Raw genomic sequence first — 21,161 nt, 5'->3', positions numbered from 1 at the left:
ATCACCTCTACAGATAGCCGGCGACGCGCAGTCGCTCGAAGGCGTCTTCGGTCTCATGATCGAGTGCGCGGCCGGCGCGTTCGGGAATCGTGGTGCCGTCGAGCTCGACCAGGATTTCGGCAATCGTGCTGGCGGTGGATGCGACGGGATTGGTGATGTCGGCATCGCCCAGCGAGCGGTAGCGCTTGCCGTCTTTGGCCAGATAGAGCGGGATGATCGGGATGTTTTCCCGCGCCGTGTAGGCCCAGATGTCGGCTTCGGTCCAATGCAGGATCGGATGAATGCGCAGATGCGCACCGGGCGGCGGCGATGCGTTGAACTGATCCCAGAATTCCGGTGGCTGGTCGCGCACGTCCCATCCGCCCTCGACACCGCGCGGCGAGAACACACGCTCCTTGGCGCGGGTCGCCTCTTCGTCCCGCCGAATGCCGGCGATCAATCCGTCGAAGCCGTGCTTCGCCAGCGCAAGCTTGAGACCTTCGGTCTTGCGCGCTGCGGAGCGCGCCGCTGGCGGCAGTGTCGGATCGACGCTATCGATCGACGGGCAATATTCCACGGTGAGGTCGAGTCCCCACTCCTTCGAATAGTGATCGCGGAAGGCGTACATCTCCGGAAACTTCTTGCCGGTATCGACATGCAGCGCGGGGAACGGTACGTGACCGAAGAACGCCTTGCGCGCCAGCCAGATCATGACATTGGAGTCCTTGCCGAGCGACCACAGCAAGGCCAGCTTCTTCAGCCGGGCGAAGCCCTCGCGCAGGATGTAGATGCTCTGCGCTTCCAGTTGATCGAGGTGGTCCATCGATACCACGTCCGATCGGACGCGTTCGAGATTGGTCGACGTCATACGCCTTCTCCAGGTCCTCAAAACCGCCGTGAGATTCGCCGTTGCTCACGAAGCGGATACGCTCGGAGAAAGTGCATCTCTGGAACTCGATTTATGGGGTCAAAAAATCTAAACTGCGCTTCTCAAATAGAAAGAATATTTTTCTATTAAGTGGCGACAAACAACTGATATATAGAATCTTATTCCAGTCAAGCTGGATGTGTTGAGGAGTTCGAGATGTTGTCGCCCGGAGCCGTCGCAAGTGCTGTCCAATACGATCAGGCGCTGCAATCCGCCTCGCCCGCCGAGGTGATCGCCGCGGCGCTTGATGTCGCGGGCCGCGATGGACTCGCGCTGGTATCGTCGTTTGGCACGGAGTCCGCGGCATTGCTGAAGGTGATGGCCGATGTCGATCCCGCCATCCCCGTGCTGTTTCTCGACACCGGCTGGATGTTCGAGGAGACACTCGCGTATCGCGACCAACTGATCCTGACGCTGGGCCTGCGCGACGTGCGAACGATCCGCCCCGCAGTAGATGCGCTTGCCGCTCACGACAGCGATGGGGATTTGTGGTCGTCCGATCCCGACACCTGCTGCCGGATCCGGAAGGTCGAGCCGCTGGCGCAGGCACTGACGCCGTTCAGCGCGTGGATCAACGGCCGCAAACGATTTCAGGGCGCATCGCGCGCCGTCATTCCCGTCGTCGAGGACGATGGTTCAAAATTGAAATTCAATCCATTCGCCAATGTCACGCCGGACGAGATCGGGCTGATCTATGCGTCGGCGAAGCTGCCGCCACATCCGCTCATAGCCTCAGGCTTTGCGTCGGTCGGCTGCATGCCCTGCACGTCCCGCACCGCGCCTGGCGAGGACCCCCGCGCCGGCCGCTGGCGCGGCCGCGCCAAAACGGAATGCGGCATCCACACATCGGCGAACTGACGCCGCCGCTATGACTTCATATGCGCAATTTCGAACGCCGCGAGATGGGCAGCGATATTACTCGGATCGAATGGCGGTCCGGCGAAGGCGCCAACCGCGTCGGGCACATCGGTCGGAGCACTGCCGGTGATACCGAGCGCGGCATCGTAGAGGTCGGGGCGGAACACACCCTGTGCGATCTTCAGCGCCTCGGGGCTGATCGCGGCCTGTCCCCAGCGCACCATCTGGGCATAGAGCCAGGCGGCCTGAACGGGATCAGGACGCCCGGCTCCTTCGCGGCCGACCAGCAGATAGCGCCCGCTCTCGCGCATGGTGCCATCCGGTGAAATCTTCAGCCGGCCATCCAGCGTCCGCAGCAGGACCTCCGGCGAGACGCCGATATATTGGGGCTTGGCGAGAATCGCCGCGATCTCATTGCGGTTCTCCGGGGCCTCGATGAAGGCAGCCGCGCTCACATGCGCCCGGGTGAGTGCCGCCACGGTGTCCGGGTTCTTCTCCGCCCAGTTCTGCCTCATCGCCAGCACCTTCTCGGCAGCGCGCAGCAGGATGTCGGAGACAAAATGCAGGATATGGCCGACGCCGAGATCGACCGCGACAGAATTCCAGGGCGCGCCGACACAGAACGCATCGACGTGACCGTTGGCGAGACTGTCGACCATGTAAGGCGGCGGCAGCACCACGAGGCGGACGTCCTCATCGGGATCGACACCGCCGGCGGCCATCCAGAAACGGAGCTGGTAATTATGCGTCGAGAACGGAAACGTCATGCCGAAGGTCAGGGGATCGGCGCCGGCGCGGGCACGCGCGACGACCACGCGGCGCAGCGCCTGCGCGGTGGCCATGGGATCGGTCGGGTCACCGTCGAGTTCCGACATCAGCGCTGCATGCAGCGCCGGCGAAACGGTGATGGCATTGCCGTTGATGCCGAGATTGAACGACGCCACGATCGGCACTTTCACATGCCCGAGCCCGAGGCTGGACGCGATGGCAACGGGCGCCAGCAGATGCGCCGCTTCGAACAGGCCGATATTCAGCTTGTCGCGGACATTCGACCACGACACTTCCCGGACCAGTTCGACGTTCAGCCCCTCGGCCTTCGTGAACCCCTTGTCGACCGCGACAATCAGGGCGGCGGCGTCGGCCAGCGGGATGAAGCCGATGCGAAGCGGGTGGTCGATCATTTCAGCAACTCCGCTGCGGTGATGATCGACTGCGCGATCTCGCCGATTTTCTTCTTTTCACGCATCGCCGTGGATCGCAGCAATACGTAAGCCTCTTCTTCATTGAGGCCCTTGAGCTTCATCACGATGCCCTTGGCGCGGTCGATGATCTTGCGCTCCTCCAGCGCCGACTTGGTGCGCTCGAGCTCGTCCTGCAGTTTGGAGAAGGCGTTGAAACGGGAGATGCAGAGATCGAGGATCGGCTTGATCCGCTCCTTCTTCAGCCCGTCCACGATGTAAGAGGATACCCCCGCCTCGACCGACGCCCGTGCCGACTCGGCGTCGCTCTGGTCGACGAACATGGCGACTGGCCGGCGCACCGCGCGGGACACCTGGAACATTTGTTCCAGCACGTCGCGGCTGGGGTTTTCGAGGTCGATGACGATGACGTCAGGGTCCAGGGCGTAGATCCGGGCCAGCAGGTTATGCATCTCCCGGATATGCTGGACGTCCACATAGCCAGCCTCCCGCAGCCCTTCCTCAAGGATCGCGGCCCGGATCGGGCTTTCGTCGACAATGACAATTTTGGGCGACTGGTCGGCAGGCATCGGGCACTCACATGGATGCAGCATACCCATAGCACGCCCGCGCACGGCTTAAAGCCTTGTAATTATGGGCAAATGGGACTACCTGCTGCCTCTCAATCAGGCAGATCGAATATGCAACAGGCCGCCGCGCCCAAAATCTCCTTTGTCTCGCTGGGATGCCCGAAGGCCCTGGTGGATTCCGAGCGCATCATCACGCGCCTGCGGGCCGAAGGTTACGAACTCGCCCGCAAGCACGACGGCGCCGACATCGTCATCGTCAACACCTGCGGCTTTCTCGACAGCGCCAAGGCAGAGTCGCTAGGCGCCATCGGCGAAGCCATGGCGCAGAACGGCAAGGTCATTGTCACCGGCTGCATGGGCGCCGAGCCCGAGCAGATCGAAGCCGCCTATCCCAACCTGCTGTCGATCACCGGCCCGCAGCAATACGAAAGCGTGCTCGACGCCGTGCACCGCGCGCTGCCGCCGGTGCACAATCCGCATATCGATCTCGTGCCGCCGCAGGGCATCAAGCTGACGCCGCGGCACTACGCCTATCTGAAAATTTCCGAAGGCTGCAACAACCGCTGCACCTTCTGCATCATCCCGAAGCTGCGCGGTGATCTGGTCTCGCGTCCGGCCAACGAAGTCCTGTTAGAGGCCGAGAAGCTGGTGAAGGCGGGCGTCAAGGAATTGCTGGTCGTGTCGCAGGACACCTCGGCTTACGGCGTCGATATCAAATATGCGACGAGCCCGTGGAAGGATCGCGAGGTCCGCGCCAAGTTCTACGATCTGGCGAAAGAGCTCGGCGAACTCGGCGCCTGGGTGCGGCTGCAATATGTTTACCCGTATCCGCATGTCGACGAAGTCATCGGCTTGATGAATGCCAACAAGAATGTGCTGCCCTATCTCGACATCCCGTTCCAGCATGCCGCTCCGGACGTGCTCAAGGCGATGAAGCGCCCGGCGGCGCAGGACAAGACGCTCGCCCGCATCAAGAAGTGGCGCGAGGAATGCCCCGATCTCACACTGCGCTCGACCTTCATCGTCGGCTTCCCCGGCGAGACCGAAAGCGATTTCCAGTATCTGCTCGACTGGCTGGAAGAGGCACAGATCGACCGCGTCGGCGCGTTCAAATACGAGTCCGTAGCGGGCGCGACTTCGAACGCCATCGCCAATGCGGTGCCGGAAGAGATCAGGCAGCAGCGCTGGAATGCGCTGATGGAGCGTCAGCAGAAGATTTCCGCGCGCCGTCTGAAGCGCAAGGTCGGAACGCGCCAGCAGATCATCATCGACGAGGTCGGCCCGACCGTGTCGAAGGGCCGCTCGAAGGCGGACGCTCCCGATATCGACGGATCGGTCTATATCACCGCACGCCGGCCGCTGAAGGTCGGCGAGATCGTCACGGCGAAGATCGAACGCGCGGACAATTACGATCTGCACGGGACCGTGGCGGGATTCTAAAGCGATACTGTCTCAGCCGTCATTGCGAGGAGCACTTGCGACGAAGCAATCCAGCACTTTCTCGTCGCACTGGATTGCTTCGCTGCGCTCGCAATGACGACGATCGTTTACACCTTCAAAATCACCGCGCCCGTGGTCTTGCGTGCTTCCAGGTCCACATGCGCCTTGGCCGCATCCTTCAGCGCATAAGCGTGATTGATCGGCACATGCAGCTTGCCGTCGATCACAGCCGAGAACAGCGTGTCGGCGCCCTCCAGCAATTCCGAGCGCTTGGCGACATAGTCATTCAGCTTCGGACGCGTCGCGAACAGCGAGCCGTGATTGTTGAGTTCGGCGATGGCGAATGGCGGCACAGGACCCGACGCGTTGCCGAACGACACCCACATGCCGCGTGGCTTCAGGCATGACAGCGACCCCGGATAGGTAGTCTTGCCAACGCCGTCATAGACGACATCGCAGAGTTCGTTACGGCTGATCTGCTTCACGCGATCGACGAAGTTCTCTTCGTTGTAATAGATGACGTGATCGCAGCCATTGGCCAGCGCCAACTCGCCCTTCTCTTTCGAGCCGACGGTGCCGATCACATGCGCACCCATGGCCTTCGCCCACTGGCAGGCGAGCAGACCGATGCCGCCCGCTGCGGCATGGATCAGCACGCGGTGATGGGGCTCGACCTTGAAGGTCTTGTGCAGCAGATACCAGACCGTGAGCCCCTTGAGCATCAGCACGGCACCCTGCTCGTGAGTGATGCGATCGGGCAGCTTCACCAGCCGATCAGCGGCAAACACGCGCTCGGTCGCATAACTGCCGAGGGCCGAATAATAGGCGACGCGGTCGCCGGGATGAAAGCCGGTGACGCCTGGACCGACCTCGATCACTTCGCCGGAGGCTTCATTGCCGGCAATGAACGGCAGCTGCGGCGCCTTGTAGAGGCCGCTGCGGAAGTACGTATCGATAAAATTGACACCAATGGCATGCTGGCGGATGCGCACCTCGCCCGCGGCCGGTGCCGGGACCTGCACGTCTTCATAAGTGAGGACTTCGGGTCCACCGATCTCATGGACGCGGACGGCTTTAGTCATCGTTCAATCTCCCTGAATGACTTTGGTCTCAAGCGATAACCAACACCCGCGTGATGTCAACCTGTGCCCGGCTGGGCCCGCTTTCTGCGGTTGCGCTTCGCCAGCACGTTGAAGAACTCGACCGCCGCCGAGAACAGGATGGCGAAATAGATGTAGCCGCGCGGAATATGGAATTTGAATCCATCCGCCATCAGCGAGACGCCGATCAACACCAGGAAGGCCAGCGCCAGCATCTTGGTGGTCGGATATTGCGCCACGAAGCGTGCCACGGGTCCGGACGATACATACATCACCGCACAGGCGATGATGACGGCGGCAACCATGATCTCGATGTCCTGCGCCATGCCGATCGCGGTGATGATGGAGTCGAGCGAGAACACAAGATCGACGACGATAACCTGCAGGATCACCCAGGCAAAGGCGTTCGGCGCCGGCTTCTCATCGCCATGCCCTTCCCGCGCCTCGACCTCGGCATGAATCTCGTGCGTTGCCTTGGCGATCAGGAACAGACCGCCTCCGATCAGGATCAGATCACGCCAGGAGAATGCGAGGCCTCTCACCGTGATGACGGGTTCGGTCAGGCCGATCAGCCAGACGAGAACGCTCAGCAGGATGATGCGGAACACGAGCGCCAGCGCGAGACCGATCTGGCGTGCGCGGGTTGCCTGCGGCTCCGGTAGCCGCGACACCAGCACCGACAGGAAAATCACATTGTCGATACCAAGTACGATTTCGAGCGCGGTCAGCGTCAGGAGCGCGGCCCAGGCTTCAGGGCTGGAAAACAGTTCAATCATGATTTGGAGGGCCTCATGAGGCGGATGACAGCGTCACCGCAGACAATGTAAAAAGCGATCGCGCAGAGCGCGACCGTAATAGGCAAAGCAACAACGAAGTTCTGTATCAGCGTGATGACGGCCAGCACAGCCCATATCGCCATCAGCGACAGGTTCAACCGGCGCAGACGCGTCACGCGAACGGGATGCAGCACATGCACAGGCACAAAGGTCAGGACAATCAGCGCCAGCATCGCAAGGCTCGCCATGACGGGTGATGGTTGCAGCAGGAACAGATAGAACGCCGCCCCATTCCACAGTGCCGGAAAACCGCGAAAGTGGTTGTCGTCGGTCTTCATGCGCTTGTCAGCAAAATATAATGCGCTGGTGATGACGATCCCGGCACCGAGCAACACCGCTGTCCACGGCACCAACAGACCGGAGGCAGCGATCGCATAGGCCGGCACGAACACGTAAGTGAGGAAGTCGACCACGAAATCGAGCGCATCGCCCGACCAATCCGGCAACACGCGGCCGACGTCGAAGTGTCGGGCGATCGGGCCATCGAGCCCGTCAATGATCAGCGCCAAACCGAGCCAGCCGAACATCACAGCCCATTCGCCGCGCACGGCGCTCATCATGGCAATGAGTGCCACGCCGGCACCGAGCGCAGTGAAGATGTGAACCGAGAACGCCGCCGCGCGCGCGGATCGTGACGACGACGGGAATTGGTCCGGACTCGAAGCGGTCATATGCCGGGAATTGCTAGCAGGAATCCGACCGATTTGCACAGGCGCCGATGCGGCACTCGGCCGCCCGACACTGCGGGAACGATTCCGCGGCGCGTAACGGCTTGAAAATACCGGGCCAAAGGCCGATGGTCCGTCCATGACCGAGACCTCTGTTTCCACCTCCACCTATGATGTCGCCGTTGTCGGCGGCGGTCCTGCCGGCCTTGCTGCCGCCCTCGCGCTGGCCGAGACCGGCGCCCGTACCGCCCTCGTCGCCCGCCGCGTCCCCTACGGCGACAACCGCACCACCGCGCTCCTGGGCGGCTCCGTCGCGTTTCTGGAAAGCCTCGATGTCTGGCGCCGCTGCGCCGACAAGGCCGCCGCGCTGACGACCATGCGGTTGGTGGACGACACGGGCCGGCTGATCCGTGCGCCCGAAGTCAAATTCGTCTGCAGCGAGATCGGCCTTGAGACCTTCGGCTATAATATCGAGAACCGCGAATTGATGATCGCGCTCGAAGCGCGCGCCGCGGAATTGCCCAATCTCATTCGCATCGATGACGAGGCCGATACGGTCACGCCGGACGAGATGCAGGTTCAGGTCCGCACGCGGCAAGGCCAGGTCCTGGTGGCGCGGCTGATCGTCGGCGCCGATGGCCGCCAGTCCCTGTGCCGCGAGGCCGCGGGCATTTCAGTCAAGCGACGCGCGCTTGAGCAGACCGCGCTGACCTTCAACATCGCGCATAGCCGGCCGCACAAGAACATGTCGACGGAGTTTCACACCCCCGCCGGTCCCTGCGTGTTCGTACCCCTGCCCGGCAATCGCTCCAGCGTCGTCTGGGTCAACAAGCCCCGGGATGCCGAGCGCCTGATGGTATTGAGCGATGAGGCATTGTCGGACGCCGCCGAGAAACAATCGCATTCGATCCTCGGCCGGGTTCAGGTCGAGCCCGGCAGGCATGTGTTTCCATTGGCCATCGAGCAGCCCACACAGCTCGCGAAGAACCGCATCGTACTGGTCGGCGAAGCCGCCCATGTGGTGCCACCAATCGGTGCGCAGGGTCTGAATCTTGGCCTGCGCGATGCCGGCGATATCGCTGACGTCGTTCGCCATGCTGGCATGAACGGCGCGGATATCGGGGCAACGCCAGTGCTGGCGCGTTTCGAGAAGATCAGGCGGAGCGATATCTCCTCGCGTACCTTCGCTATCGATATGGCCAATCGCTCGCTGCTGAGCGATCTCCTACCGATGCAGGTGATCCGCGCGGCCGGCATGCATGCGATGGGCGCCATCGGCCCGCTCCGTCGGCTCGCGATGCGCGAGGGCCTGTCGCCATCGTGGCGGAAGACGACATATAGCAATTGACGGTTGGGAACAGGAGCTGACGACGGAGCATCTCAGCATCCGCCGCGCCATGGCACCCTGCTCGTCGCTATAGCATGTGGTCAACGCTGATCCAATCTCGCCATCTGGCGCAAAGCCGACTCGCACGAAGGCGTGCACATCGGTCGCAGCCGTGCTGCGGAAGCGCCAAGCCAGACGATTGACCAAGTACATTTGGCAGCAACCCGTCATGGCGCGAGCATGAACAATGTGCCCTTAAAACACGCGCGAATTGCTCGTCGCTAAGGCTACCCCCCTCACCGGTTTAGATTTGCTAAAATCCGCAATAGATAATGCTGCGTTCCCACAGCGGCGTCAGCCTCCTAACGTTTCCGGCAAGACGAACATCGGTGCAGTTGTTCGAGAACTGGAGACGTATCGTGATGCTCGATGTGAACAAGGTGCGCGGCGGCAATGGATTGGATCCGATCCGGGCCGAGGTCGATGAGATTCTGGTGACCGTCGCTGACATGGCGCAGGAAGCGACTCAGAAGTTCTTTGACGCGTTTCATAAAAATCCAGATCCAGCGGCGCTGGCGACTTGGTTGGAAACTCGCGCATGGCGCGAGATTGACTACGTTTTTCTTCTGAACGAGCAGATCCGTCGTTACGGATTGGGGTTCGAACGTCGTCACATCACGCTGCTTGCCAAGCAGTCGTTTCAGGAGGCCGAGCACTACGAGGCTGTCGGTCGTGCGGTTGAATCGTTGGGGGGCACGGTACCCACATCGGTCCCGTCCGCGGCGGTCGCATGGAGCAATCACCTCTGGCAATGCATGGACCGCCATCACCTGGCGGGAATTGCCGCGTGGTATGCCTCGGAGACGTCAGCATCGGGAAGCTTCGAGCCCACCTTCGTTGGTGCGGAACGCCACGGCTATACCGAGGTGGTCAAGATCTACAAACAGATCGAGATCGACGAAAAATTCCATACCAGTCTCGGTCGTCAAATTCTGTCGACCTACGCAAAGACGGATGAGGATCGCGACGAAATCCTGAGCGCGATGCGCGGAATGCGCGATATTGCCTGGAAGTCATTCACGCCCGAGGTGGTTGCAGCGTCCATGGCCGCCCGGTCCAGGGCATCAGCATCTGCGACGCTTTGATGCCCGCGGACGCGCCAATGATGGTGACGCTCGCGGATGAACGATCCGGCAGCGCGCAGCCATTTCGGTTGCACGTGCTGAGCATCGATCGGGAGAGTGAAGGGACGCTCCTGGTCCGGTTGGGGGCCGTGGACCAGGCGCTGTTGCCGCACTGGACACCGGGCGCACATATAGACCTGATATTGCCTAATGGTCTGATGCGGCAATACTCGCTTTGTGGATGTCGCGACGACCGCCAAAGCTGGACAATCGTGGTCCAAAAAGAGCCTGTGGGGCGTGGCGGATCGGCCTATGTACACGAGCATCTCGTTGCGGGCGATGAACTCGTCGTTGCTGGCCCTCGCAACAATTTTCCACTTGTCGAAAGCGACGCCTATCTGTTCATCGCGGGCGGCATCGGCATCACGCCGATCTTGCCGATGATCGCCGAGGTCTCGCGGAAATGCCGGCGCTGGACGCTTGTCTACGGTGGTCGCTCATTGCGGTCGATGGCATTGCTGAACGCAATCGCGACTTATGAAGATGGCGAAATTCATCTTATTCCATTTGACGAATTGGGCCCCATCGACCTGGCAAAATTTTTGGGCCGGCCAGAGCCCGGAACGAAGGTCTATTGCTGCGGACCCGGCCAGCTGATCGATGCGGTTGAAAGCTTCTGTGCTAGTTGGCCGCCTGCAGCGCTACATCGTGAGCGTTTTGCGCCGAAGTACCTGGAAGCGTGCGCCGACAGCGGTGCATTCGAAGTGGAATTGGCGCGTTCCGGTCGGGTGGTGTGCGTATCTCCCGACCAGAGCCTGCTCGGCGCACTGGAAGATGCCGGCTATTGCATCACGAACTCCTGCCGGGCTGGCATATGCGGAACATGCCTGTTGACCGTTCTCGACGGGACGCCCGAACACCGCGATGACCTGCTCGACGACGCGCAGCGCGAAGCGGGCAAGATGATTCTTCCATGCGTCTCACGTTCGAAGACCCTGCGTCTGGTACTCGAACTGTAACACGCGTCTCTATCCACCGACTGCCAATCAACAGGAGACAGGTCAAATGAATGCCTTCGTCCGCGCAGCCCTGGCCGCCAGTCTTTTATTCGGATCCTCGCTATCTGCGCTCGCAGCGGACATCTTGATTGGCGTCAATTTGCCATTGACGGGGGCGTTTGCGGCGTCCGGCACCTATGTGATGAACGGCGCAAAAATTGCGGTTGAGGAAATCAATGCATCTGGCGGCGTGTTGGGAATGCCGCTCAAGCTGATCATCGAAGATAATAAGAGCAACCCGACAGAAGCGGCCGGTGTCGCTGAAAAGCTGATTACGCGTGACAAGGTGCCCGTAATGCTGGGAGCATGGGGGTCCAGCTTGACGCTTGCCGCCATGCCCGTGATCATGGACTACAAGGTGCCTATGCTGGTGGAAACGTCGGGCGCCAATAAGATTACGGAAAGTGGCAATACGTATATTTTCAGGATTTCGGCGCCCGCCGCGCTGGAAGCGCGCGGTTTCCAGAAACATCTCGATCATTTCAAGATCAAGAAGGCTGATTTCTTGATCATCAACAACGATTGGGGACGCAGCACGGCAGCGGACTTCACCAAGATGTTCAAGGAGAACGGAATCCAGGTCGGCTTGACCGAACTGATGGATCAGACAGCACAGGATCTGAGTGCGCAACTCTCGAAGATCAAAAGTTCCGATGCGGAAACCCTGATCGTCACAACAGCGGTCGATCAATTGACACTCGTCCTGAAGCAGATCAAGGCGCTTAATCTGGATCGGCAGGTAATCACCACCGGCGGCTCCCAAAATCCAGACCAGTTAATCGCCCAGGCAGGTGTCGCCGCGAATAACTCGACGCATCTGCTGTTCTTCACGCCCTGGGTTCCCGATGCGACGGCATTTCCGGAACGATCGAAGACGTTCATCGACGCTTGGGCGCGCAAGGGGTTTCCGCCTGCAGGCCTGACCGAAAGCTTCCGCGGCTATGACGGCATCAACGTCATTGCAGCCGCAATTCGCAAGTCCGGCGTGGCCGAGCCTGCCGCCATCCGCGACGCGATGTGGGCAATCGACGTGCCCGCTCTCAACGGCCCCGTCCGTTTTGCCAAATCCGGGCCAGCCGGCAGTGAGAGCGGCCAGAGCAATCCGGCGATCTACTTTGTCAAGATCGTCGATGGTAAGGTGGTGATGGCGCCTTGAACCGGGACCGGGTGGGCATCTGGTCCTGCCCCGCCTGGGCAACGTTAGAAAAGCTAAACCACAATCTGGAACTATGATAAGGAGATTCAAGGCCGAGGTCGGCGTCGAGATTGTCCATGGAACGTCTGCCGCCGATTCGCTCCCTGATTGTTTTCGAAGCGGTCGGTCGCCTCCTGAGCATGAAAGCCGCCGCCACCGAGCTGGCCGTTTCTCCCGGTGCGATCAGTCAACAGATCAAGCTGTTGGAGGGCGCGCTGGGGTTGCGGTTGATTTCCCGCAAGGCGACGGGACTGAAGCTCACCGACTTCGGACGGTCTTATCACGTCGCTATCTCCAGCGGGCTGCACGGCCTGCGGAGCGCGCATGGTGATGCACTGGCCGCGCACCGTTCGAGCGGTCTGGTGGTGAGCGCGCTACCCTTGTTCGCAAGCAAGTGGTTGACGCCACGGTTGTTCGAACTGCAGCAGATGCGCTCGCAGATCAGCATCCATCTGGAAGTCGCAATCACGGAGTCGGCCGTCGACGCGGGGCACGTGGACTTCCGGATTTCCTATCTTGATAAGGTCCGGCACTTCGATAACGCCGTTCCCCTGTTCACTGACAGTCTTGTCCCGGTCTGTAGCCCGTCATTGTTGCAATCGGGTCTGCGACTGGAACATCCAGCGGATTTGCTGGCTTACCGTTTGCTGAGCATCGACTGGAAGCCTATTTTCGAGCCGCCACCGACTTGGCAAGGGTGGTTCGGTCAAGCTGGTGTGAGTTGCGGACAACTCGATGACGCGTTCGTTTTTTCGCTATCCAGCCTGGCAATCGAAGCGGCTATCGACGGACGGGGCATCGCGCTGGCGCAGCAGTCGATGATTTTGGAAGACGTGAAGGCTGGCCGCCTCGTCACGCCATTTCATCACCGACTGACATTGCCATCGCCTTACGCATTGGCCTGGCAGAATGCCGTCTTCGATAGGCCGGGAGCCCGTGACTTTCACCGCTGGCTGGTCGGGCTCGCGCGTCAAGTGAAATAGGGATTGGCGCAAAGCACACAGACGGGCTGCGCTAACATCAACCAGTTTCAGCTCAAGGAAACGCGATCTGGCCGGTCTTCAGGAAATACATCACCGACGTCAGCGTCAGCACGGACACGAACGTGCCGAGCAGCACCGCGACAGAAGCCGGTTCGATCCAGCTATCGTACTGCCGCGCGATCACGAACACGTTCAGCGCCGGCGGCAAGGAAGCGAGCAGCACGGCCGTCGCGGCCCATACCGGCGGGAACGGCCCGAGCAGCAACATCAGGCCGAACACGATTAGCGGATGGATGAGCAGCTTGATGAAGATCAGGCCAGGCACCTCCCACGGCACGCGCCCCAGCGGCCGCAAGGCAACCGTCACACCGAGCGCGAATAGTGCAACGGGCGCAGCAGAATTCTGCAGGAACAGCAGCATGCCGTCGACCGCGACCGGCATCTGGATGTGAAACGCCGCGACGAAGGCGCCGAGATAAGCTGCGACGATCAGCGGATGCAGCACGATGTGCTTGATGACGATGCCGATGGTCGGCAGCAGCGGGCGCTTGTCGCCTGAGGTCAGCGCCATCATCAGCGGCGCGATCGAGAACAGGAAGATGCTGTCGAAACAGAATACCAGTGCAGTCGGAACTGCCGCCTTGGGGCCGAGCACCGCCAGCGCCAGCCCCGGTCCCATATAGCCGATATTGCCATAGCCGCCGGCGAGCCCCGCCATCCCGGCCTCGCGCATGGTCAGCCGGCCCAGGAATTTACCGGTGCCGACCGACAGAAAGAACGCCGTTGCAGTCGCCAGCGTGGTCCCGATCACGAAGGGCAGATTGTTGAGTTCCTCGAACGGCGTCTTCGCCATGATCCGGAAGAACAGTGCCGGCAGCGACACATAAAGGAGGAAGAAGTTCATCCAGGCGAGGCCCGTTTCGGGCAGGTTCTTCACCTTGCCGCAGGCGAAGCCGATGAAGATCAGCCCGAAATACGGCAGTGCAAGATTGAGGACGTCCATCATGTCAGGCGTGTTTTTCTTGGTTCTTGGCCCGGCGGGCAGGATAGCGGGGAGCGGCTTCCGGCTGTCTTAATTCCGTCGTTTGCCTCTAGCATCGGCCACAATCCTGGTCTATTCGACCAGAATGATTAAAGCGCGGACCGCCAAATTCCAGATTGGACAGATCGTCCGCCACCGGATCTTTTCGTTCCGGGGGGTGGTGTTCGACATCGATCCGGAATTCAACAACACCGAAGAATGGTGGCTGTCGATCCCCGAAGACGTCCGTCCGAACAAGGACCAGCCATTTTACCACCTGCTGGCCGAGAATTCTGAGTCGGAATACGTCGCTTATGTCTCCGAGCAGAACCTGCTTCCCGATGAATCCGGCGAGCCGATCCGGCACTCCCAGGTCGCCGAGATCTTCATCAAGGACAAGTCCGGCAGCTACCGGCCACGCAATCCGTCGCTGAATTAGCCCGCTTAACGTTTCACGCCTCTCCCTCGTCCGTTATTGCGAGGAGCACTTGCGACGAAGCAATCCAGCTTTTGGCTTGCTGAATTGCTTCGCTGCGCTCGCAATGACGTGGATGGGTCAACACCTCAACCCAACAAAAAAGGCGCTCATTTCTGAGCGCCTTTTCGTTTGTCTGTTGAACCAGCTTACTTCGCGGCCGGATTGGCCGGGGCCGCCGGTGCTGCACCAGCTGCCGGCTGCTGGGCTTCGAGCTTGGCGCGGGCTTCCGCTGCGCGCTTCTGCAGCTCTTCCTGCAGCTTCTTCTGGGTTTCTTCGAACACCTTCGGATCGGTCGGCGGACCGTCATAGGCCTTGGCGAATTCGGCCAGCGGCAGCGGCAGCGTCAGCGGTGCGCCGTTGGAGTTGATCGCCTGCACGATCAGGTTCTGGCCCTTCTTCAGATTGGCCAGGAGCTCCGGAGTGACTTCGTAATCCGACATACAGCCATTGGCGAAGCAGATCACATAGGGGCTCTGCGCCGGGGCATTGCTGTCCACGATCACGCGGGTGCCGTGCACGAGCTGCATGCCGAGCGGCAGCGTCACGCGCAGGATCTTCTTCGGTTCGCCTTCCGGCTCGATGATGACGGCGGCGATGACGGGCTGGCCCGACTCGATGCGGCCGTCCTTGCCGGTGAAGCAGACCTGCTTCGCGTTGGCGTCCTGGCCCTTGAGGCAGAACTTGGTCCAGGGCGCGTAGATCAGCTGAACCTGCTGATCGGCCGGCGGCGCGCCTGCGGCCGGCGCCTGGGCGGCGGGAGCAGCCGGAGCAGCAGCCTTCGGTGCAGCTTTCGGCGCGGCCTTGGGCGCAGGCGCAGCAGCCTTCGGCGCCGCGGCCGGCGGCGCAGCAGGCGCAGGAGCCTGCGCATACGCAACCGGAGCGATCATCGTGGCGGTCAAGGCCGTCGCCGCCAGAAGCGCGAAGCCCCGCCCGCGCGGCAGAACCGACGCAGCCAAGAGACGGAAATTCATTTCGGAAAACCCTTTCTGAACGGAGGCGCTCATATCCCGGAGGCGGCGCTGACAGTCACCCGTTGGCGGGTGTCTCGGTGCCAATTAAGGCCGTTACGTGACAGGCCGCGCCGTCCTCGTCAATTGTCCGCTTTCAATACAGCGGCCGACGAAAAGATCAATGGCGCCAGCCCTATTTGATGCATGGCACAGGTTCGGGGTGGGCAGCCATGGTAAAGTTCCTCTGTGAAATCAACCGAATCAAATCGCACAGATGCACAGGGTCTCTCGACCCTGTCCAAGGTGATCGCGGCGCTGGCCTGCTGGGCAGCTCTAGCCGCCCCAGTGGCCGATTCCGCACAGGCCGATCCCAGCCACGCGATCGCCATGCACGGCGCCCCGGCCCTGCCACCCGATTTCAGGCAGATGCCCTATGCCAATCCCGACGCGCCGAAAGGCGGCCGCATGGTCCAGGGCGTGCTCGGCACTTTCGACAGTCTCAATCCCTTCATCGTCCGGGGCATCGCGGTGCCGCAGATGCGCGGCTATGTCATCGAAAGCCTGATGGCCCGCGGCCAGGACGAAGCCTTTACGCTCTACGGCCTGCTCGCCGAGAGCGTCGAAACCGACGATACCAGAAGCTTCGTCACCTTCCGGATCAATCCCCAGGCCAAATTCTCCGACGGCAAGCCCGTCCTGGCTGTAGACGTACTGTTCTCCTGGCAATTGCTGCGCGACAAGGGCCGGCCCAATCACCGGCAGTATTATTCCAAAGTGGCCAAGGCCGAAGCGCTGGATGAGCGCACGGTGCGCTTCGACTTCGGCGGCCAGGCCGATCGCGAATTGCCGCTGATCCTCGGCCTGATGCCGGTGCTGCCGAAACACGCCGTCAATCCCGACACGTTCGAGGAAACCTCGATGGCGCCGCCGCTGGGCTCCGGGCCCTATACGGTGACGGGTGTGAAGCCCGGTGCGGCGGTGACCCTCACCCAAAATCCCGCCTATTGGGGCCGCGATCTGCCGATCAATCGCGGGCTGTGGAATTTCGACGAGATCCGCCTCGATTACTATCGCGAGGCCAATACCCATTTCGAAGCCTTCAAGCGCGGCCTCTACGACTTCCGCGTCGAGAACGAACCGCTGCGCTGGCACGACGGCTACACATTCCCTGCCGCCTCGTCCGGCGAGGTGATCCGCGACAGCATCAAGACCGGCCTGCCGAAGCCGTCGGAATTTCTGGTGTTCAACACGCGGCGGCCAATGTTCGCGGATATTCGCGTACGTCAGGCGCTGACGCTGCTGTTCGATTTCGAATGGATCAACCGCACCTATTTCTTCGGCCTCTATGCCCGCTCGGCCGGCTTCTTCGCGGGCTCGGATCTCTCCGCCTATATGCGCGCCGCGGATGATCGCGAACGGACACTGCTGCAGCCCTACGCCTCAAATATAGCCGCCAACATTCTCGATGGCAGCTACCGCCTGCCGGTCAGCGATGGCTCGGGCCGTGACCGTCCCGCGCTGCGCACTGCGCTGGCACTGCTGAAGGATGCGGGCTACGTGCTCGATAACAACGTGCTGCGGCGGCAATCGGACAAAGCGCCCCTCGCCTTCGAGATCCTCGTCACCACCCGCGATCAGGAACGCATCGCGCTGGCCTATGCACGCGATCTCAAGCGCGCCGGCATCATTGCCAATATCCGCTCCATCGATGCCGTGCAGTTCGACCAGCGCCGCATCAATTTCGAATTCGACATGATCCAGAATCGCTGGGACCAGTCGCTGTCGCCGGGCAACGAACAGTCGTTCTACTGGGGTTCGGAAGCCGCCGATAATCCCGGCACCCGCAACTATATGGGCGCGAAGAATCCCGCGGTCGACGCCATGATCTCCGCCATGCTGGAGGCCCGCGACCACGGTCCCTTCGTCGATGCCGTCCGCGCCATGGACCGCGCGCTGATCGCAGGTTTCTACGCTATCCCGCTCTACTATGTCGGCGAGCAATGGATTGCGCGATGGAATCGGATAGAACGACCTTCGACCATCGCACTCTCAGGCTATTTGCCGGAGACCTGGTGGGCCAGAACGCTGCCAGCTTCGCCGCCGAACCGGAAGTGACACCGTGACATCACCCACGCCGAACGCCTCGCCCACCCTCGACGGTCTGTTTCGCCGCATTCTCAGCCGGCAGCCGCAGGCGCTGGCGCTGGTCGATCCCGCCGACAAGCTGCGCATCACGGCGACGGAACCGCAGCGGCTGACCTTTGCGGATGCCGACCGCGCGATCTCGGCGCTGACGGCGCATTTCATGGAGGCCGGCCTCCCCGCCAATTCGGTCATCGCCGTCCAATTGCCGAACACCGTGGAATTCGTGCTGACCGTGCTGGCTGCGCATCGCGCCGGCCTCGTCGTCGCGCTGCTGCCGCAGCTCTGGCGCCAGGCCGACCTGACCATGGCACTGAATCGCTGCAGTGCGCGTGCGCTGGTGACGTCGAGCAAGATCGATGGCGTCAGCCATGCCGATCTGATCATGAACGCTGCGGCTGAAGCCTTCTCGATCCGCTATGTCGGCGGCTTCGGCAGCGACCTGCCGGAAGGCATGACCCCGCTCGACGCCGTATTGACGGGCGAATTCGCCGAACCCACACCGGTGGTGCAGGACGCCCGCCGCGCGGCCATCGTCTCCTTCGATGTCACGTCCGATGGCTTCCGCGCAGTGCCGCGCACGCATCTCAACCTGATCTCGGGCGGCCTTGCTGTGTTCCTGGAAAGCGGCATGCCGCAGGGCGCCACGATCATGTCGGCGCTGGTGCCGTCGTCCTTCGCCAGCATCGCCTCGTCGCTGGTGACCTGGCTGCTCTCTGGCGGCGTACTCGCTTTGCATCATCCGTTCGACAATGCGGTGCTGGAACGTAGCATCGCCGCCAATGCCTGCGACGTGCTTGTGGCCCCGGCGCCGCTGGCGCAGCGTCTCGCCGAAGGCGGATTGCTGGATCGGTCTCCCGTGCTGCGTTATGTGCTCGGCCTCTGGCGCGCGCCTGAACAGGTCGCCGCCTCGCCTGCATGGCCGGGCTCCCAGGCATCGTTCACCGACGTCTATCTGTTCGGCGAAGCCGGCCTGTTCGGCGCCATCCGCGCAGACGACGGCTTGCCCGTCGCCATCATGCCCGGCCCGCACGGCGCTCCGCGCGCCCAGCAAGGCTCCTCCATTGCCGGCGACATCATGCTGACGCCCAGGGGCACGCTGGGCCTCCGCGGCCCGATGGTACCGGTGCTGGCCTATACGGCCCAGGCCGACGCCAGCAACGCGTTGATCCCCGCCCAGCCGCTCGATTATGTCGATACCGGCTATATGGCCCGGCTCGACCGCGCGACGGGCGCGATCAACATCACTGCGCCGCCCTCGGGCATCATGGCCGTCGGCGGCTATCGCTTCCTGGCGCAGGACCTCAATGAATGGGCCAAGCGGCTCGGCGAGAACGCGATGCTTACCGCGCTCCCCGATCGGCTCAGCGGCTACCGCCTCGCCGGCCGCGCCAGCAATAACGGCCGCGCCCGCGACGCCCTGACGGAACTCGGCCTCAATCCGCTGATGGTCGAAGCCTTCCGCGACCGTGCCGCAGCCGACTGAGCCAGCAAAAGTGATCTTGAAAATGCGAGCGATCTCATTGACTCTGCATTAAGGACGTCGGGCTAGCCTGCCGCGATCAGTTTCGCGTAGAGGTTCAGCTCAAGCATGTCCGACCAGGCCACGATCGTCGCCGTCTCCAACCAGCAGCCGGCCGCGTTTGCGACAGCCCTGGCGGAGAGCAACATCTTCCCGGTTGTCGATGCGACATGGGCCGAGGCACTGGATGCGGTGGCGCGGGTGCAGCCGGCCGCCGTGGTCGTGTCTGCTTCCGCTGACGACATGCCGACCTTCCAGGCGCTGGCGAAGCGCCTTGGCGCCAAGCAACCTTACGTGCCGCTGATTGCGATCGATCCCGCCACGGACTTGCCGGGCCATGCCATCCCGCTCACGCAAACCGACGGCAATTTCGACCGGCTCAGCGCGCGGCTGCGCAACGCGCTGCGTGTGCGCACGCTGCACGCCACGGTCATGCGACGCCTGACAGCCGAAAACCTGCATCGCATGTCCCTGCAGTCGGACCCGCTCGACGATGCGACGGTGATGCTGATCGGCCGCGGCGGTGGTTATGCCGCGCTGTCGGTTGCGCTCGGCGAACGCGTCGGCGTGGTCGGCGCGCTCAGCATCGAGGCCGCCGCCAAACATCTCAACGCGCGCGACCTCGACGGCATCGTCATCGGCGAGGGCTTCAGCACGCGCGTCGTTGACGCGTTTCTCACTGTCCTCACCGAGGACGCACGCTTCCGCAATCTGCCCGTTGTCGTCACCGTGCCCGGCCTGACGCCGAGCTACGATCTTGCCAATCTCGAAATGGTCGCCGGAGACGCCGACACCGTCGCGGCCACGGCGCTACCGCTGCTGCGCCAGCATGCCTTCGAGGCACGTCTCGGCCGCACCTTGAAGTCGATCGAATCCGACGGGCTGCTCGATCCCGCCACCGGCCTGCTCACGACAGCAGCCTTCGAACGCGACATCGCGACCGCCGTCTATCACACGCAAACCCGCGGCGGCGGATTGTCGATGGCCCGGTTCGCATTCGACAATATCCCGCTACGCGCGCAGCGCGACGCTGCGCGGATCATCAGCCGGCTGATGCGGCGGATGGATTTCGGCACGCTGCAGAGTGACGGCTCCATCGTGGTCGCCTTCGCCGAAACCGACCAGCGCAACGCCCATATGATCGCCAGGCGGCTCTCCAGCGTGATGAAGCACACCATGCACGGACCCAAGCGCGATGCGCGCAACGATCCCCACGTCACCGTGATCACGATGGAGCCAACGGATACCGCGAAGTCGCTGCTGGCGCGCCTGCATGGCGAGGACGCGCAACGCGCAGCGTCATAAGTTCCAGAAATAAAATCAGGAACGAAGTATCGAACGTCGCATTGTAGGTGCATCTGCAATGGAGACAACGATAATGAAAAAGCTCGCACTGATCACCGCTTCCCTCGCCCTTCTCGCCACGCCGGTTCTCGCGCAGTCGACAGTCACGACGGGCGCTGCACCCGCCGAGGCAAAGTTCTCGACCGTCTCCAAGGAGGAGATGTTCTCGTCCAAGCTCAAGGGCCTGAACATCACCAACCAGAAGGACGAGACCATCGGCGAGATCAGCGATCTCGCAATCAAGAACAATCAGGTCGACGCGTTGATCCTGTCGGTCGGCGGCTTCCTCGGCATGGGCGAACACTACGTCGCAGTCTCGCCAGCTTCGGTGAAGGTGAGCCTGAACAAGGACAACAAGTGGGTGGCGTCGATGAACACCACCAAGGAAGCGCTGAAGGCCGCTCCGGAATTCAAGTATCCGAAGTAAGCGTCGCGTAGTT

General features: G+C 62.0%; 20 protein-coding genes. 12 read left to right on the top strand and 8 right to left on the bottom strand.

What is annotated here, in order from left to right; translation table 11 throughout:
- Nucleotides 1-7: 7 nt before the first annotated feature.
- Nucleotides 8-847, bottom strand: a complete 840-nt coding sequence (gene cysD, locus AB8B02_RS10045) for a sulfate adenylyltransferase subunit CysD (protein WP_068731681.1) — start codon at nt 845-847, stop codon at nt 8-10.
- Between the two features lie 216 nt (nt 848-1,063).
- Here cysD and AB8B02_RS10040 point away from each other — a divergent pair, with 216 nt between their 5' ends.
- Nucleotides 1,064-1,765 carry a phosphoadenylyl-sulfate reductase gene (locus tag AB8B02_RS10040; RefSeq protein ID WP_439063840.1) on the top strand — a complete coding sequence of 234 codons (702 nt, stop codon included), beginning with the start codon at nt 1,064-1,066 and terminating at the stop codon, nt 1,763-1,765.
- An 8-nt stretch (nt 1,766-1,773) separates the two neighbouring features.
- On the opposite strand, the gene AB8B02_RS10035 is transcribed toward AB8B02_RS10040, so the two are convergent.
- Nucleotides 1,774-2,943 carry a CmpA/NrtA family ABC transporter substrate-binding protein gene (locus AB8B02_RS10035; RefSeq protein ID WP_439064621.1) on the bottom strand — a complete coding sequence of 390 codons (1,170 nt, stop codon included), beginning with the start codon at nt 2,941-2,943 and terminating at the stop codon, nt 1,774-1,776.
- Nucleotides 2,943-3,533: an ANTAR domain-containing response regulator gene (locus AB8B02_RS10030; protein ID WP_089264382.1), complete on the bottom strand. Its 591-nt coding sequence runs from the start codon at nt 3,531-3,533 to the stop codon at nt 2,943-2,945. Before AB8B02_RS10030 ends, AB8B02_RS10035 begins: the two co-directional genes overlap by 1 nt.
- Nucleotides 3,534-3,644: 111 nt before the next feature.
- Between AB8B02_RS10030 and rimO the strand changes: the two genes are divergently transcribed.
- On the top strand, nt 3,645-4,973 hold the full coding sequence (rimO, locus tag AB8B02_RS10025; protein WP_439063839.1) for a 30S ribosomal protein S12 methylthiotransferase RimO: 1,329 nt from the start codon (nt 3,645-3,647) through the stop codon (nt 4,971-4,973).
- A gap of 107 nt (nt 4,974-5,080) precedes the next feature.
- Here rimO and AB8B02_RS10020 read toward each other — a convergent pair whose 3' ends face one another.
- Genes AB8B02_RS10020 through pcsA form a run of 3 tightly spaced genes read right to left on the bottom strand, consistent with a single transcriptional unit; the run spans nt 5,081 to nt 7,580 of the window.
- Nucleotides 5,081-6,055 carry a quinone oxidoreductase family protein gene (locus tag AB8B02_RS10020; protein ID WP_068731670.1) on the bottom strand — a complete coding sequence of 325 codons (975 nt, stop codon included), beginning with the start codon at nt 6,053-6,055 and terminating at the stop codon, nt 5,081-5,083.
- A 56-nt stretch (nt 6,056-6,111) separates the two neighbouring features.
- Nucleotides 6,112-6,849, bottom strand: a complete 738-nt coding sequence (locus AB8B02_RS10015; protein ID WP_439063838.1) for a TerC family protein — start codon at nt 6,847-6,849, stop codon at nt 6,112-6,114.
- A complete protein-coding gene (gene pcsA / locus AB8B02_RS10010) occupies nt 6,846-7,580 on the bottom strand; it encodes a phosphatidylcholine synthase (RefSeq protein ID WP_439063837.1) in 735 nt (244 codons plus the stop codon). The genes AB8B02_RS10015 and pcsA overlap by 4 nt, the downstream gene beginning before the upstream one ends.
- Before the next feature lie 136 nt (nt 7,581-7,716).
- On the opposite strand from pcsA, the gene AB8B02_RS10005 reads away from it, so the two are divergent.
- The 5 genes from AB8B02_RS10005 to AB8B02_RS09985 all read left to right on the top strand — a co-directional run bounded on the left by AB8B02_RS10005 (nt 7,717) and on the right by AB8B02_RS09985 (nt 13,264).
- On the top strand, nt 7,717-8,925 hold the full coding sequence (locus tag AB8B02_RS10005) for a UbiH/UbiF family hydroxylase (protein ID WP_309948931.1): 1,209 nt from the start codon (nt 7,717-7,719) through the stop codon (nt 8,923-8,925).
- A 401-nt stretch (nt 8,926-9,326) separates the two neighbouring features.
- Complete coding sequence (locus tag AB8B02_RS10000) at nt 9,327-10,049, top strand: hypothetical protein (RefSeq protein WP_309949062.1); 723 nt, start codon at nt 9,327-9,329, stop codon at nt 10,047-10,049.
- A gap of 17 nt (nt 10,050-10,066) precedes the next feature.
- Nucleotides 10,067-11,047, top strand: a complete 981-nt coding sequence (locus AB8B02_RS09995; RefSeq protein ID WP_309948930.1) for a PDR/VanB family oxidoreductase — start codon at nt 10,067-10,069, stop codon at nt 11,045-11,047.
- Between the two features lie 46 nt (nt 11,048-11,093).
- The gene (locus AB8B02_RS09990) at nt 11,094-12,242 is read left to right on the top strand and encodes an ABC transporter substrate-binding protein (RefSeq protein WP_439063836.1); all 1,149 of its coding nucleotides are present in this window, start codon (nt 11,094-11,096) and stop codon (nt 12,240-12,242) included.
- A 116-nt stretch (nt 12,243-12,358) separates the two neighbouring features.
- Nucleotides 12,359-13,264 (top strand): LysR substrate-binding domain-containing protein, encoded by a 906-nt coding sequence (locus AB8B02_RS09985; protein ID WP_309948926.1) that lies wholly within the window; start codon nt 12,359-12,361, stop codon nt 13,262-13,264.
- Between the two features lie 52 nt (nt 13,265-13,316).
- On the opposite strand, the gene AB8B02_RS09980 is transcribed toward AB8B02_RS09985, so the two are convergent.
- Nucleotides 13,317-14,270 carry an AEC family transporter gene (locus AB8B02_RS09980; RefSeq protein ID WP_439063835.1) on the bottom strand — a complete coding sequence of 318 codons (954 nt, stop codon included), beginning with the start codon at nt 14,268-14,270 and terminating at the stop codon, nt 13,317-13,319.
- 121 nt (nt 14,271-14,391) lie between these two features.
- Here AB8B02_RS09980 and hspQ point away from each other — a divergent pair, with 121 nt between their 5' ends.
- Nucleotides 14,392-14,724, top strand: coding sequence for a heat shock protein HspQ (hspQ, locus tag AB8B02_RS09975; RefSeq protein ID WP_089264388.1), 333 nt, complete (start codon nt 14,392-14,394; stop codon nt 14,722-14,724).
- 185 nt (nt 14,725-14,909) lie between these two features.
- On the opposite strand, the gene AB8B02_RS09970 is transcribed toward hspQ, so the two are convergent.
- Nucleotides 14,910-15,734: an invasion associated locus B family protein gene (locus tag AB8B02_RS09970; protein WP_439063834.1), complete on the bottom strand. Its 825-nt coding sequence runs from the start codon at nt 15,732-15,734 to the stop codon at nt 14,910-14,912.
- Nucleotides 15,735-15,959: 225 nt separating this feature from the next.
- On the opposite strand from AB8B02_RS09970, the gene AB8B02_RS09965 reads away from it, so the two are divergent.
- The 4 genes from AB8B02_RS09965 to AB8B02_RS09950 all read left to right on the top strand — a co-directional run bounded on the left by AB8B02_RS09965 (nt 15,960) and on the right by AB8B02_RS09950 (nt 21,148).
- Nucleotides 15,960-17,828, top strand: a complete 1,869-nt coding sequence (locus AB8B02_RS09965) for an extracellular solute-binding protein (RefSeq protein ID WP_439063833.1) — start codon at nt 15,960-15,962, stop codon at nt 17,826-17,828.
- Nucleotides 17,829-17,832: 4 nt separating this feature from the next.
- Nucleotides 17,833-19,341 carry a class I adenylate-forming enzyme family protein gene (locus AB8B02_RS09960; protein WP_120289826.1) on the top strand — a complete coding sequence of 503 codons (1,509 nt, stop codon included), beginning with the start codon at nt 17,833-17,835 and terminating at the stop codon, nt 19,339-19,341.
- Between the two features lie 105 nt (nt 19,342-19,446).
- The gene (locus AB8B02_RS09955) at nt 19,447-20,682 is read left to right on the top strand and encodes a GGDEF domain-containing protein (RefSeq protein WP_439063832.1); all 1,236 of its coding nucleotides are present in this window, start codon (nt 19,447-19,449) and stop codon (nt 20,680-20,682) included.
- 73 nt (nt 20,683-20,755) lie between these two features.
- Nucleotides 20,756-21,148: a PRC-barrel domain-containing protein gene (locus AB8B02_RS09950; protein ID WP_093758623.1), complete on the top strand. Its 393-nt coding sequence runs from the start codon at nt 20,756-20,758 to the stop codon at nt 21,146-21,148.
- The last annotated feature ends 13 nt before the right edge of the window (nt 21,149-21,161 follow it).

The organism is Tardiphaga sp. 862_B3_N4_1, assembly GCF_051811085.1.
Lineage (GTDB): Bacteria > Pseudomonadota > Alphaproteobacteria > Rhizobiales > Xanthobacteraceae > Tardiphaga > Tardiphaga robiniae.
Note: the sequence above shows the minus strand (reverse complement) of the source record. Positions and strands in the feature narration are given on the sequence as shown.